General features: G+C 73.1%; 15 protein-coding genes. 10 read left to right on the plus strand and 5 right to left on the minus strand.

Features of this window, described 5'->3' with window-relative positions; translation table 11 throughout:
* The first annotated feature begins 7 nt into the window (after positions 1–7).
* Complete coding sequence (gene meaB, locus ADL34_RS12890; protein ID WP_062667729.1) at positions 8–967, plus strand: methylmalonyl Co-A mutase-associated GTPase MeaB; 960 nt, start codon at positions 8–10, stop codon at positions 965–967.
* A gap of 145 nt (positions 968–1,112) precedes the next feature.
* Positions 1,113–2,336 carry an MFS transporter gene (locus ADL34_RS12895; RefSeq protein WP_062667732.1) on the plus strand — a complete coding sequence of 408 codons (1,224 nt, stop codon included), beginning with the start codon at positions 1,113–1,115 and terminating at the stop codon, positions 2,334–2,336.
* A gap of 13 nt (positions 2,337–2,349) precedes the next feature.
* Here ADL34_RS12895 and ADL34_RS12900 read toward each other — a convergent pair whose 3' ends face one another.
* A complete protein-coding gene (locus tag ADL34_RS12900) occupies positions 2,350–3,048 on the minus strand; it encodes a PepSY domain-containing protein (protein WP_062667734.1) in 699 nt (232 codons plus the stop codon).
* Positions 3,049–3,180: 132 nt separating this feature from the next.
* On the opposite strand from ADL34_RS12900, the gene ADL34_RS12905 reads away from it, so the two are divergent.
* Positions 3,181–3,858: a response regulator transcription factor gene (locus ADL34_RS12905; RefSeq protein ID WP_062667736.1), complete on the plus strand. Its 678-nt coding sequence runs from the start codon at positions 3,181–3,183 to the stop codon at positions 3,856–3,858.
* Positions 3,855–5,339 (plus strand): sensor histidine kinase, encoded by a 1,485-nt coding sequence (locus tag ADL34_RS12910; protein ID WP_062667738.1) that lies wholly within the window; start codon positions 3,855–3,857, stop codon positions 5,337–5,339. Before ADL34_RS12905 ends, ADL34_RS12910 begins: the two co-directional genes overlap by 4 nt.
* Before the next feature lie 40 nt (positions 5,340–5,379).
* Here ADL34_RS12910 and ADL34_RS12915 read toward each other — a convergent pair whose 3' ends face one another.
* From ADL34_RS12915 to ADL34_RS12930, 4 genes are all read right to left on the minus strand, one after another.
* Complete coding sequence (locus ADL34_RS12915) at positions 5,380–5,856, minus strand: MarR family winged helix-turn-helix transcriptional regulator (protein ID WP_055625003.1); 477 nt, start codon at positions 5,854–5,856, stop codon at positions 5,380–5,382.
* 105 nt (positions 5,857–5,961) lie between these two features.
* Positions 5,962–6,759: an AIM24 family protein gene (locus tag ADL34_RS12920; RefSeq protein WP_062667740.1), complete on the minus strand. Its 798-nt coding sequence runs from the start codon at positions 6,757–6,759 to the stop codon at positions 5,962–5,964.
* The gene (locus ADL34_RS12925) at positions 6,756–7,406 is read right to left on the minus strand and encodes an AIM24 family protein (protein ID WP_062667741.1); all 651 of its coding nucleotides are present in this window, start codon (positions 7,404–7,406) and stop codon (positions 6,756–6,758) included. Before ADL34_RS12925 ends, ADL34_RS12920 begins: the two co-directional genes overlap by 4 nt.
* A gap of 1 nt (position 7,407) precedes the next feature.
* Positions 7,408–8,040, minus strand: coding sequence for an AIM24 family protein (locus ADL34_RS12930; protein ID WP_062667805.1), 633 nt, complete (start codon positions 8,038–8,040; stop codon positions 7,408–7,410).
* A gap of 237 nt (positions 8,041–8,277) precedes the next feature.
* Between ADL34_RS12930 and ADL34_RS12935 the strand changes: the two genes are divergently transcribed.
* The 6 genes from ADL34_RS12935 to ADL34_RS12960 all read left to right on the plus strand — a co-directional run bounded on the left by ADL34_RS12935 (position 8,278) and on the right by ADL34_RS12960 (position 13,291).
* Positions 8,278–8,622: a DUF3817 domain-containing protein gene (locus ADL34_RS12935; protein WP_062667743.1), complete on the plus strand. Its 345-nt coding sequence runs from the start codon at positions 8,278–8,280 to the stop codon at positions 8,620–8,622.
* Positions 8,619–8,915 (plus strand): MTH1187 family thiamine-binding protein, encoded by a 297-nt coding sequence (locus ADL34_RS12940; RefSeq protein ID WP_062667745.1) that lies wholly within the window; start codon positions 8,619–8,621, stop codon positions 8,913–8,915. Before ADL34_RS12935 ends, ADL34_RS12940 begins: the two co-directional genes overlap by 4 nt.
* 242 nt (positions 8,916–9,157) lie before the next feature.
* The gene (locus tag ADL34_RS12945; RefSeq protein ID WP_062667747.1) at positions 9,158–10,267 is read left to right on the plus strand and encodes a SchA/CurD-like domain-containing protein; all 1,110 of its coding nucleotides are present in this window, start codon (positions 9,158–9,160) and stop codon (positions 10,265–10,267) included.
* A gap of 44 nt (positions 10,268–10,311) precedes the next feature.
* A complete protein-coding gene (locus tag ADL34_RS12950) occupies positions 10,312–10,776 on the plus strand; it encodes a cupin domain-containing protein (protein WP_062667748.1) in 465 nt (154 codons plus the stop codon).
* A complete protein-coding gene (locus ADL34_RS12955; protein WP_062667750.1) occupies positions 10,773–12,044 on the plus strand; it encodes a beta-ketoacyl-[acyl-carrier-protein] synthase family protein in 1,272 nt (423 codons plus the stop codon). Before ADL34_RS12950 ends, ADL34_RS12955 begins: the two co-directional genes overlap by 4 nt.
* The gene (locus tag ADL34_RS12960; RefSeq protein ID WP_062667752.1) at positions 12,041–13,291 is read left to right on the plus strand and encodes a beta-ketoacyl synthase N-terminal-like domain-containing protein; all 1,251 of its coding nucleotides are present in this window, start codon (positions 12,041–12,043) and stop codon (positions 13,289–13,291) included. The genes ADL34_RS12955 and ADL34_RS12960 overlap by 4 nt, the downstream gene beginning before the upstream one ends.
* Positions 13,292–13,298: the final 7 nt, after the last annotated feature.

The following is a 13,298-nucleotide window of genomic DNA, read 5'->3' on the forward strand; positions in this document are numbered from 1 at the left end:
AGCTGTGATGCAGGACGTCTCCACCCTGGTGGCCCAGGCCAGGGAAGGCCGGCCGCGGGCCGTGGCCCGGCTGATCTCCCTCGTGGAGGGGGCGTCCCCGCAGCTGCGGGAGGTCATGGCGGCCCTCGCGCCGCTCACCGGCAACGCCTACGTCGTCGGACTGACCGGCTCGCCCGGCGTGGGCAAGTCGACGTCCACCTCGGCGCTGGTGACGGCCTACCGCAAGCAGGGGAAGCGGGTCGGCGTCCTGGCCGTCGACCCGTCCTCGCCCTTCTCCGGAGGCGCCCTGCTCGGCGACCGGGTCCGGATGTCGGACCACGCCTCCGACCCCGGCGTCTACATCCGGTCCATGGCGACCCGCGGGCATCTGGGCGGCCTCGCCTGGGCCGCCCCGCAGGCCATTCGCGTCCTGGACGCGGCCGGCTGCGACGTGATCCTGGTGGAGACCGTCGGCGTGGGCCAGTCGGAGGTCGAGATCGCCTCCCAGGCCGACACCTCCGTCGTCCTCCTCGCCCCCGGCATGGGCGACGGCATCCAGGCCGCCAAGGCGGGCATCCTGGAGATCGGCGACGTCTACGTCGTCAACAAGGCCGACCGCGACGGCGCCGACGCCACCGCCCGCGAGCTCAACCACATGCTCGGCCTCGGCGAGTCCCGCGGCCCCGGCGACTGGCGGCCGCCCATCGTCAAGACCGTCGCGGCCCGCCGCGAAGGCGTCGACGAGGTCGTGGAGGCTCTGGAGAAGCACCGGGCCTGGATGGAGGAGCGCGGCGTCCTGGCCGAGCGCCGGCGCGCCCGCGCCGCCCGCGAGGTCGAGACCATCGCCGTCACCGCGCTGCGCGAACGCATCGCCGACCTGCACGGCGACCGCCGCCTCGGCGCCCTCGCGGAGCGCATCACCGCCGGCGAACTCGACCCCTACCGGGCGGCCGACGAACTCGTCGCGGGCCTGACCCGCACCACCTGAGGGCTGTCCGCCCCGCACGGGCGCTGCTACCTTGATCGGCATGTTCCTCTCCTTGGCGTAGGCGCACACCGGGCCGCGGTCCGAGCCCCCGGGCTCCCGCGGCTCCCCGGTGTCCCCTTCCTCCACGCCACCGCGAGGACCCGCCATGCCTGCCTCCTACGCGCACGTGCTGCGCCTGCCCCATGCCCGCACGACCTTCGCCGCCGCCCTGCTGGGCCGGCTCTCGTACGGGATCGTGCCGTTGTCCGTGATGCTCGCCGTGACCCGGGCCCACGGGTCCTACACGGTGGCCGGCGCCGTGATGGCGCTGTTCTCCGCGACCAGCGTCTTCCTGTCGCCCGCCCGGGCCGCCCTGATCGACCGGCTCGGGGCGCGCCGGGCGCTCGTGCCGATGACCGCCGCCTACGCCGGACTGCTCGGGCTGCTGACGGCCCTCGTCCGGCCGCCGGACGCCGCTTCACCGATGGTCCTGGGCGCCGTGGCCGCGACCGCGGGCACCTGCACCCCGCCGCTCGGCCCGGCCATGCGGGCCGTGTGGAGCAGGATCGCCCCCGACCCGGACCTGCTGCGGCGCGCCTACAGCCTGGACGCCGTCGCCGAGGAACTGCTGTTCGTCTCGGGCCCGTTGCTGGTCGGCGCCCTCGTGGCGATCGCCTCTCCGGCCGCCGGCATCGCCGCCGGGGCGGTGCTGATCACGGCCGGAGCGGCCGGCTTCGTGATGTCCCCCGTGGTGCGTGCGGTACGGCCCGAGCCCGCGGCGGCCGCCCACCGCGACGGCGCCCGCGGCCGGGTCCTGAGGGCGATCCGGCGGCCGGTGCTGGCCGCGCTCGGTGTGGGGCTCGCGCTGGGCGCCGCCGACCTGCTCGTCGTCGCGTTCGCCGAGGAGCACGGCCCGGGCGGCGCCGGCGCGGCCTGGCCGCTGGCCGCCCTGTCCGCCGGGAGCGCCGTCGGCGGGCTGCTCCACGGGGCGGTGTCCTGGCGCACCCCGGCGGGCGTACGGCTGCCGCTGCTGACGGCCGGGCTCGGGCTCGCCGTGCTCCTCGCGGGCCTGGCGACCGGACTCGGCACGCTCACGGCGGTGATGGCGGCCGCCGGGTTCTTCGTGTCGCCCGCCCTCACCACGGCCTACCTCCTCGCCGACGAGTCGGCGCCCTCCGGCGCCCGGGTGCGGGCGGGCGCCTGGGTCAACACCGCGGTCAACGCGGGGAGTACGGCCGGTACGGCGGCCGCCGGGGTGCTGGCCGGGCTGCTCCCGACGGGCTGGTGCCTGGCGGCGGCCGGCGCGGCGACGCTGGTGGTGGCGGGGACGGCGGTGAGGGGCGCCACCCGGCGTGGCGCCCCTCGGCCCGTGGGGACGGGGATCGTGTGACGACGCCCTGACGTCAGTCGTCGTCGCGGTCGTCGCGGTCGTCGTCGTGGTGCGGGGTCACCGCGCCGCTCTTCAGGCCGACGTTCCACTCGCCCTTGGTGGTCTCGGCCTTCCAGACGGCCGGGCCGTCGTCGTCGAGGTCGATCTCCACGACGACACCCTTGGCGGCCGCCGCCTCGGCGGCCTCGCGGGCGTCGACCGACGCGCCCTTCAGCGCGGCGAGGTCCGCGCGGCCCTCGTGGTCGTCATCGTCGTCGCGCCGGTCGCTCAGCACCTTGCCGTCGCCCGCGGAGACCCGCACGTCGTGCTCGGTGCCGTCGCCCTCGACGACGGTGACCTCCCAGACCCGCGAGCCGTCGTCGTCCAGTTCGGCGGAGACGGCCGTGCCCGGGGTCCGCTCCAGCGCCGCCGCGATGGCGTCGGCGGCGGTGACGCCGGTGCGGCCGGCCTGCGAGCGGGCCTCGTCGCGGTCGTCGCGGTCGTCGTCGCGGCCGCCCTGGTCGTCGTCCCGGCCGCCCCGGTCGTCGTCCCGGCTGTCGCGGCGGTCGCCGTCGTCGTCGTCCTTCTGCGTGTCGTCGCGGTCGCCGGCGACCCGGACGTCCGACTGCCGCGGCGACGCGCCGTCGTCACCGCTGCCCGCGTAGGCCGCGACCGTGCCGCCGCCGATCAGGGCCGCGGCCGCGACGGTGGCGAGGACGAGGTTGCGCTTCATGGGGTTCCTCCCGTTTCCTGCCGAACATTCCGGCTCGTGCCTTTCGACGTGACCCAATGTGCCCGGCCGATGCTGAGAGGAAGCTGAAGGACCCTGAAGACGTCTTCAGGTGCGCTTTGCCAGGCTGTACGCATGCGCCTGCTGATCGTGGAGGACGAAAGACGCCTGGCCCGGTCCCTCGCCCAGGGCCTGACCGCCGAGGGCTACGCCGTGGACGTCGTCCACGACGGCCTGGAGGGGCTGCACCTGGCCGGCGAGGGGACGTACGACCTGGTGATCCTCGACATCATGCTGCCCGGCATGAACGGCTACCGGGTCTGCGCCGCCCTGCGCGCCGCCGGCCACGACGTGCCCGTCCTCATGCTCACCGCCAAGGACGGCGAGTACGACGAGGCCGAGGGCCTGGACACCGGCGCCGACGACTACCTCACCAAGCCGTTCTCGTACGTCGTCCTGGTCGCCCGCGTGAAGGCGCTGCTGCGGCGCGTCCGGCAGGGCGCGGGCGCCTCGCCGGTCCACGTCCTCGGCGACCTCCGGGTCGACACGGCCGCCCGCCGGGTCTTCCTCGGCGCCGACGAGGTGCCGCTGACCACGCGGGAGTTCTCGGTGCTGGAGACGCTCGTGACGCGGCCCGGCGAGGTGGTGTCAAAGTCCGAGATCCTGGAGCACGTCTGGGACTTCGCCTACGACGGCGACCCGAACATCGTCGAGGTCTACGTCAGCGCGCTGCGGCGCAAACTGCGGCCGGAGCTCATCCGGACCGTCCGGGGCGCCGGGTACCGGCTCGAGCGGCAGGAGCCGACGCCGTGACGCGCCGCCTGTTCGGCTCCGTCCGGTCCCGGGCGACGCTCGCCGCCACGCTCGTGGTCGCGGTGGCCCTGCTCGCCACCGGGGCGGCCCTCCTGCTGTCGCTGCGGTCCGACCTGACCGGACAGGCGGAGACCGAGGCGGCGAGCGCGGCCCGAGCCGTCGCCGTCGAACTGTCCGACGGCCGGCCCTACGACAAGCTGACCGGCCTCGACGAGGACGACCGGCCCGTCCAGATCGTCGACGAGCGAGGCCGGGTGGTCGCGGCGAGCGAGGACCTTGAGCGCGTCAGCGGCACGGGCACCGACGCCGTACGGCCGGGCCGGGACGCGGGCGGGCGGGGCGCCGAGGACGGCGACGACGGCGACGACGGCGACGACGACGGCAACGACGGCGACGACGGCGACTCCGGCCGCTCCGGCTCCGGCGACTCGGACGACGACCGCGGGGCCCGCACCGGCGAGGTCGACTCCGACACGGACTACAGCACCGGCACGGCGACCATCGACGGCACCACCGCGGACTACCGGTTCGCCTCCGTCGAGGTCGAGTTCGAGGACCGGGGGAAGCTCACCGTGCACGCCGGCGCCCCGCTCGCCGCGGAGCGCAGCGCCGTCGGCACCGCGACCACCGCCATGCTGATCGGCTTCCCGCTGCTGCTCGCGGTCGTCGCGGGCGCCACCTGGCTGGTCACCCGGCGCGCGCTGAACCCGGTCGAGGGCATCCGGCGGGAGATGGCGGCCATCACCGCCAGCGAGGACCTGGCGCGCCGCGTGCCGGTCCCGGCCACCCACGACGAGGTGGCCCGGCTGGCCCTGACGACCAATGAGACGCTGGCCGCGCTGGAGAGCTCCGTGGAGCGCCAGCGCCGCTTCGTCGCCGACGCCTCGCACGAGCTGCGCAGCCCCATCGCCTCGCTGCGCACCCAGCTGGAGGTCGGCGCCGCGCACCCCGGCCTGCTCGACCTGGACGGGGCGGTGGCGGACACCGTACGGCTGCAGACGCTCGCCGCCGATCTGCTGCTGCTCGCCCGGCTGGACGCGGGGGAGCGGCCGGGGGACGCGCGCTTCGACCTGGGCGCGCTGGCCCGCGAGCACGCCGAGGGCAGGGCCGGGGTGACGGTGACGGCTGACGCCGTGCCGGTGGCCGGGTCACGGGCGCAGGTCGGGCGGGTGCTCACCAACCTGCTGGACAACGCGCTGCGGCACGCCCGTTCGGCGGTCACCGTGAGCGTGCGGGCGGAGGGGGAGTGGGCGGTCGCGGCCGTCGCCGACGACGGGGACGGGGTGCCGGAGGCCGACCGGGAGCGGATCTTCGAACGGTTCGTCCGGCTGGACGAGGCGCGCAGCCGGGACGACGGAGGCGCCGGGCTCGGCCTGGCCATCGCCCGTGACGTCGCCGTACGGCACGGGGGCGCGCTGACCGTGGGCCGGGCGCCCGCGGGCGGAGCTCTGTTCGAGCTCCGCCTGCCACGGGCGCGCTAGGGGGTGTCTGACACCCTCTGGGCGCGGGGCGCCGTCCGGATCAGGGGCGCCCGCGCTGGCTGCGCAGGTGCTCGGCGATCGGCTTGAGGGCCTTGTCGAGCTCGGTCAGCGCCTCGGGGGAGAGGAGGTCGATGAAGTGCCTGCGCACGGACGCCACGTGATGCGGCGCGACCTTCTTCATCGTCTCCATGCCGTGCTCGGTGAGGACCGCGTAGAGGCCGCGCCGGTCGGATTCGCAGTTCTCGCGCCGGACCAGGTCGGCGTTCTCCATCCGGGTGATCTGGTGGGAGAGCCGGCTCTTGGACTGGAGGGTGGCCGACGCGAGGTCGCTCATCCGCATCCGTACGTCCTCCGACTCGGAGAGGTTCACCAGGATCTCGTAGTCGTTCATCGTCAGGCCGAACGGCTGGAGATCCTTCTCGAGCTGGTACGTCAACAGCCTGTTGACCTCCAGGTGGGTGCGCCAGGCGCACTGCTCCGCATTGGTCAGCCAGCGGGTGGCCGTCTCGGTCTCCATGAATGAAGTCTACCTAAAATGTTGAAAGGCGAACTAGTGAGGGGTGGCGTGTGACGTGTCACCCGTGTGCGCACACGTTCGATGTCACACTCCGCAGACTACCGCTCACAGCCCGAAGCGACGCTGGAGGTCTCCCAGCTGTCCGGGAAGGCGCGGTGCCCCGCCCGCTTGTGAAGGGCCTGTGTGCGCCCCACCGGAACCAGGGACTCCGGCGTCCGGCGGCAGCACCCCCGTGGCCTGCTCCGCCATGAGGGTCTCGCTCGACTGGAGCAGCACCGTGCCGGCCCCGACGAACTCGAACTGATGCTCCTCCCCGGACGCCCCTCCGAGGCCCGTCAGTGCACGTAGACCGCCCATCACGCCGGTCATGTAGCCATGGTCGTAGTGGTGGCACGGCGACGGGCAGTCGGCCCAGCCGACGAGCGCCTGCGGGTCCACCCGGATCGGGGGTTCCATGAACACCACCGGCCCGTTAGATGCGGCCACGAACTTTCCGGTTCCGATCAGTGTCAGAAAACCCGGCACGATCGATTGCTTGAGGGTAAGACTTGGCTGAAAAGCGAGCAGGTTGCCCGAGCGAATGGTCAGGTTGCCGTCGTCGAGGTCGTACGAATTGACGTCGAAAGCCCGGTCGGCCAGCAGCATCTTGCCCGAGCCCTCCGCCACGACCCAGTCGCTCGCGTGCAGTGGCGAATGGAAGGACGTACGGACGAGGCGGTCGAGACGGCCGTGCCCGATGCCGTTGAACTCCATCGAGCCGTAGTAGGCGATCATCTTGCCCTTCTGCAGGAACCACTGGCTCCCCTTGAGCTCCACGCAGAAGGTGTACGAGTTCACGTTGTCGTCGCTGGGCAGCGTCATGGGGTCGTACACGGTGGGACCCGCGCCCGGGTAGTGGCTCACAGCTTCTCCTCCGAGGCCTGCACGTACACCGCACCACTGCCGCTGAGCTCCAGCTGGAACGCCTCGCCGGAGCCCCGGCCCACCATGTCCCGCCAGCCCAGCGCCGTCGACAGCTTGTTGCGTACGTCGCCGTGGTGGGCGACGTACGCCTGCGGGTCGACGTGGACGGGGCGCTGCGGGGTGATCGGGACCTCGAAGACCCCGCCGTGCGCCATGACCGCCACCGACCCGTGCCCCTTGAGGGTCGTCGTGAACAGGCCCTGGCCGCTGATCTGCCCGCGCACCATGCCCATCACGCCGCCCTGCGAGCCGAGGAACATCGTGCCCTGCTGGAGGGTGCCCTCGAAGGCGAGCAGCCGGTCCGCCTCGACGCACAGGGTGTCCCCGGCGAGACCGATCACCTGGATGTGGTGGCCGCCGTGCCCGAACAGCACCGTGCCGCTGCCCTCGACGGTCATCAGCGGGGTGTCCTCGTTCGCCACCCGGCGTCCGATCATCGACATGATCCCGCCCTGGCCGCCGGCCATGTTCGGGGTGAAGGAGACGTCGCCCTTGTAGGCGAGCATCGCGCCGCGCTGACTGAACAGCCGCTGCCCCGGGACGACGGTCGCCTCGATCATCTTGGAGTTGATCTCACGGAAGGCCATCTCAGAGGTCCCCCGCGATCGTGTTGCGCTCGCTCGGCTGCACGTACACCAGCCCGTCCCCCTCGAAGCGGATCTGGAAGGCCTCCCCGCCGCCCTCGCCCATGAGCGTGCGGAACGTCACACCGGACTGGAAGGACTGCCGCAGGTTCCCCTGGTGCGCCACGTAGGCACCCGGGTCCACGGTCAGCGGGTACTGCGCGCTGACCCGCAGCACCACCGCCGGGCCGTCCGACATGATCGCCGCCTGCCCGTGCCCCTCGACCGTCGTCGTGAACAGCCCGTTGCCCTGGGAGGCGCCGCGCATGCCCGTGAAGGACGTGCCGGTCCGCAGCGCCGCGTCCGTCGCGAGCAGGTTGCTCGACTCGACGTACAGCTTGTCGCCCTGGAGGCCGACCAGGTTGATCTCTGAGGCCCGGTCCGCGAACCAGCACGTCCCGTGCCCCTTCACCTCCATCACCGTCATCTGCTCACCGGTGAGGCGCCGGGTCACCATGCCCCGGATGCCCTCACCGCCGCCGCTCATCTTCTTGAAGGCCATCTGCCCGTCGTACGCGACCATCGAGCCGTTCTTCGCCTTCACGGCGTCCCCGGTCATGTCGACGGCGAGCACCTTGCTGCCCTGGAGTCGGAACATCGCCACGCAGCGAAGGTAACCGCAGGCGCCCCCGGCGGACAGATACCTGCGACGGACTTCACCCCTGACGGGACCCTGGGCCGGTCCGGGCCGGGCGGGCGCGCGTGCGGCCGCCGACCCCCGCGCCCCGGGCGCCTCCCGGGTTTGCCACAATGGCCGAGGCGATTGTGCTTGCGTTCACAAGCTGATCACGGCCGCTCGCCGTCACTCCCGCCCACTCCACTCCGAAGGTGAACCGTGGACCTCAAGACCGCCGGCGCGCTGCGCCGCCTCCGTCTCGTCTCGACCCCCGAGGCGGTCTCGTTCCTGCTCCTGCTCGTCTGCTCGGTGCTGAAGCGGACCACGGACTTCAACGCGGTGCCCGTGATGGGCGCGGTCCACGGAATGCTGTTCGTCCTGTACCTGGTCTTCTGGGCGGACGCCTGGAACCGCGCCAAGTGGCCGCTGGGCACGGCCGCCCTCTACCTCGTCCTCTCCGTCCTGCCGACCGGCGGGTTCTTCGCCGACCGCCGCCTCAAGCGGGAGGCCGAGGACGCGGTGATCGCGTCCCGCGCCCGTCAGGAAGGGATCGTGAACGCATGATCGTCGCGTTCTCCGTGACCCCGCTCGGTGTCGGCGAGGACGTGGGGGAGTACGTCGCCGACGCCGTCCGGGTGGTCCGCGAGTCCGGGCTGCCGCACCGCACCGACGCGATGTTCACCTCCGTCGAGGGCGAGAGCTGGGACGAGGTCATGGACGTCGTCAAGCGCGCCGTCGCGGCCGTCGAGGCGCGGGCGCCCCGCGTGTCGCTCGTGCTGAAGGCGGACATCCGGCCCGGCGTGACCGACGGACTCACCTCCAAGGTGGAGACCGTGGAGCGGTACCTGGCCGGATGACCGGCCGCCGGTGAGCTCCGGCATCGCACAACCCCCCTGCCGGCAGGGGGACTTCGAGGCGCCCCCGGCCGCGGGGGCGCCTCGCGGCGTTCCGGGACGCGGGGGGATCCCTCAGATGGCCCGCGCGGCTCGCGGTCCGAAAGGCCCTGACCCACGATGAAGGCTCAGGGCCGAGATCCACGTTCGCGCTGGTGGACGAGGGTTCGGCCGCCGCTTGCTCCCGCGAAGGAAGGGTCCGCCGGATGACCACTTCGCCCAGTACGTCGCAGTCGGCGTTCGACGGCTCCAGGATGCGCGTCCTCCTGTTCGTCGACCTCAAGGAAGGCGCGCAGCAGGAGTTCCTGGACGCCTACGAGCAGATGCGCGACCGCGTCGCGTCGATACCCGGTCACCTCGGTGACCAGCTCTGCCAGTCCGTGGACAACCCCGCCCAGTGGATCATCACCAGTGAGTGGGCCACGGCCCCGCCCTACCTCGCCTGGGTCAACAGCGAGGACCACATCGAGACGGTCCGGCCGCTGCAGAACTGCGTCCGTGAGCTCCGCTCGGCACGCTTCGGCGTGGTCCGCGAGACCGGCGGACGCGAGCGTCCCACCGGTGGGCTCCAGACGGCCCCGAGGACGGGCGACGGCGTGATCCGACACGCCCTCACCTTCACCGTCAAGCCCGGTTCCGAGTCCAAGGTCGCGGAGATCCTCGCCGGTTACACGCCGCCGGAGGCCCGCGTCGACGACACGACGCGGCTGCGCCGCACCACCCTCTTCATGCACGGCAACCGCGTCGTGCGCACCGTGGAGGTGGAGGGCGACCTGACCAAGGCGCTCCGCCACGTCTCCCGCCAGCCCGAGATCCGGGCCGTGGAAGAGGCTCTGAACCCGCATCTGGAGCAGGACCGGGACCTCGCCGACCCCGACTCGGCCCGCACCTTCTTCATCCGCGCCGCGATGCCGCCCGTCCACCACGTGGCGCGCGGCGGCCCGGAACCCGACGGCATCACCCGGCACGCCCTGTACTACCCGGCGCGGCCGGGCTGCGGACTGGCGCTCGCCGAACTGCTGGCCCGTCAGGACGAGGCGGCCGCCGCCGACCCGGCGTCCCCCGTCCACCGCAGCACCGTATTCCAGCGCGAGGACATCGTCGTCCGCCTGGTCGACGTCCGGGGCGACCCCGAGACCGACCCGGCCAGGACGCTCGGCATCGACGGCCCGCGCAAGGCCGCCGTCCTCGCCCGTCTGCTCGACGGCGAGGCGCTCGGCGTGCCGGGACCGCTCCCGGGCGAGCGCGAGGCGCACCGCCTCCTCGCCCACGCCGGCATGGCGCTGATCACCGACCGCAGGGCCGCGCAGTCCTGACGGCGCGGGGACCGACACCTCACCGAACGACCTGGAGACAGACCATGGACAAGATGCGCCCGCGCGTCGTGGACCTCAACGAGATCGAGCCGAACCGCAAGCGCGGCGGCGACATCCGCACCCTGCTCACCCCCGTCACAGTGGGCTCCACCAGCGGTTTCATGGGCCTGGCCATCATGCGGCCCGGCGAACGCATCAGTGAGCACTACCACCCGTACTCGGAGGAGTTCGTGTACGTCGTGGAGGGCCGGCTGGAGGTCGACCTGGACGGAGAAACGTTTTCCCTCAAGTCCGACCAGGGCCTCATGATCCCCATCGACATGCGGCACCGCTTCCGCAACGTCGGTGACGAGGAGGCCCGGATGATCTTCCACCTCGGCCCGCTCGCCCCCAAGCCGAGCCTCGGCCACGTCGACACCGAGGCCCCGGAGATCAGCGACGACATCAAGCCCTACCCGCTCGTCCAGGAAGAGGGAGCGAGCCCCGCCCGGCCCGGGGTGTTGTCATGACCCGGCGCGTGGCGGTGACCGGCATAGGCGTGGTCGCCCCCGGCGGCATAGGCGTCCCCGCCTTCTGGGACCTGCTGTCCAGCGGCCGCACGGCGACCCGCGGGATCACCCTCTTCGACCCCGAGGGGCTGCGCTCCCGCATAGCCGCCGAGTGCGACTTCGACCCCGCCGAGCACGGGCTCGACCCCGCCATCGGCGAACGCGCCGACCGCTACATCCAGTTCGCCCTGGTCGCCGCCCAGGAGGCCGTGACCGACAGCGGGGTCGACCTCGCCGCCGAGAACCCCTGGCGCGTGGCCGTCTCCCTCGGCAGCGCGGTCGGCGGCACCACCCGCCTGGAGCGCGACTACGTGCTCGTCAGCGCGCACGGCGAGCGCTGGGACGTCGACCACCGGGCCGCCGGACCCGAGCTGCACCGGGCGTTCTCGCCCAGCACGCTCGCCTCCGACGTCGCCGAACGCTTCGGCGCCCAGGGGCCCGTGCAGACCGTGTCCACCGGCTGCACCTCCGGACTCGACGCCGTCGGCTACGCCTTCCACACCATCGAGGAGGGCCGCGCCGACATCTGCCTCGCAGGGGCCTCGGACTCCCCGATCTCCCCGATCACCATGGCGTGCTTCGACGCCATCAAGGCCACCTCGCCGAACAACGACGACCCGGCCCACGCCTCACGGCCTTTCGACGCCCACCGCGACGGCTTCGTCATGGGCGAGGGCGCCGCCGTCCTCGTCCTGGAGGAACTGGAGCACGCCCGGGCCCGCGGAGCGCACGTCTACTGCGAGATCGGCGGCTACGCCACCTTCGGCAACGCCTACCACATGACCGGTCTGACCAGTGAGGGCCTGGAGATGGCCCGCGCCATCGACGAGACGCTCGACCACGCGCGGGTGAACCCCACGGAGATCGACTACGTCAACGCGCACGGCTCCGGCACCCGCCAGAACGACCGGCACGAGACCGCCGCCGTCAAGAAGTCGCTGGGCTCCCACGCCTACGACACCCCCATGAGCTCCATCAAGTCCATGGTGGGCCACTCGCTCGGCGCGATCGGCGCGATCGAGGTCGTCGCCTGCGTCCTCGCGCTGGCCCGCCAGGTGGTGCCGCCGACGGCCAACTACGAGACCCCGGACCCCGAGTGCGACCTGGACTACGTCCCGCGCACCGCACGCCCCCGCCGGCTGGACAACGTCCTGTCCGTGGGCAGCGGCTTCGGCGGGTTCCAGTCCGCGGTGCTCCTGACGGGCCCCCAGGGGAGGAGACGACGATGAGTGGTCGAGCCACCCGGCGGACGGCCGTCACCGGCATCGGCGTGGTCGCGCCCAACGGGCTGCACGCCGAGACGTACTGGAAGAACGTCAAGGACGGCACCAGCGTCCTCGACCGGGTCACCCGCGAGGGCTGCGAACACCTGCCGCTCCGGGTCGCCGGAGAGGTCCGCGGCTTCGACGCCGCCGCGCTGATCGAGGAGACCTTCCTCGTCCAGACCGACAAGTTCACCCACTTCGCGCTCGCGGCCGCCGACGCCGCGCTCCAGGACGCCGGGCTGAGCCAGGCCGCCTGGGCCGAGGCGCCGTACTCCGTCGGCGTCGTCACCGCCGCCGGATCGGGCGGCGGCGAGTTCGGCCAGCGCGAACTGCAGAAACTGTGGGGCAAGGGCTCCCGGTTCGTCGGGCCCTACCAGTCCATCGCCTGGTTCTACGCGGCCAGCACCGGCCAGATCTCCATCCGCAAGGGCTTCAAGGGCCCCTGCTCGGTGGTGGCCGCCGACGAGGCGGGCGGCCTCGACGCCGTCGCGCACGCCGCCCGGGCCGTCCACCGCGGCACCGACGTCATCGTGGTCGGGGCGGCCGAGGCACCCCTCGCCCCCTACTCGGGCGTCTGCCAGCTCGGCTACCCCGAGCTCAGCACCGAGGCGGACCCCGCCCGCGCCTACCGTCCCTTCACCTCGGCGGCCTGCGGCTTCGTGCCCGCCGAGGGCGGCGCCGTGCTGGTCGTGGAGAGCCTGGACCGGGCGCGGCGCCGGGACGCGGACGTACGGGCCACCGTCGCCGGGCACGCCGCGACCTTCACCGGCGCCTCGCGCTGGGACCGCTCCCGGGAAGGGCTCGCGCAGGCCGTCCGGGTCGCCCTCGACGAGGCCGGCTGCGCTCCGGAGGAGATCGACGTGGTCTTCGCCGACGCGCTGGGCGTCCCCGAGGCCGACCGCGCCGAGGCGCTCGCCCTCGCCGACGCCCTCGGCGCGCACGGCACCCGTGTGCCGGTCACCGCCCCCAAGGCCGGCATCGGGCGCTCCTACTGCGGGGCGCCGATGCTCGACATCGTGGCCGCGGTGCAGGCCATGGAGCACGGGCTGATCCCGCCGACGCCGGGCGTCTTCGACATCTGCCACGACATCGACCTGGTGACGTCCTCGGCCCGCCCGGCCGACCTGCGCACCGCCCTCGTCCTCAGCCGGGGACTCATGGGCTCCAACGCGGCGCTCGTCCTGCGCCGGGGCGACGCGTCCGCCGTCTAGACCGACA

The sequence above is a fragment of the Streptomyces sp. NRRL WC-3605 genome, from assembly GCF_001509795.1.
GTDB classification, from domain to species: Bacteria; Actinomycetota; Actinomycetes; order Streptomycetales; family Streptomycetaceae; genus Streptomyces; species Streptomyces viridochromogenes.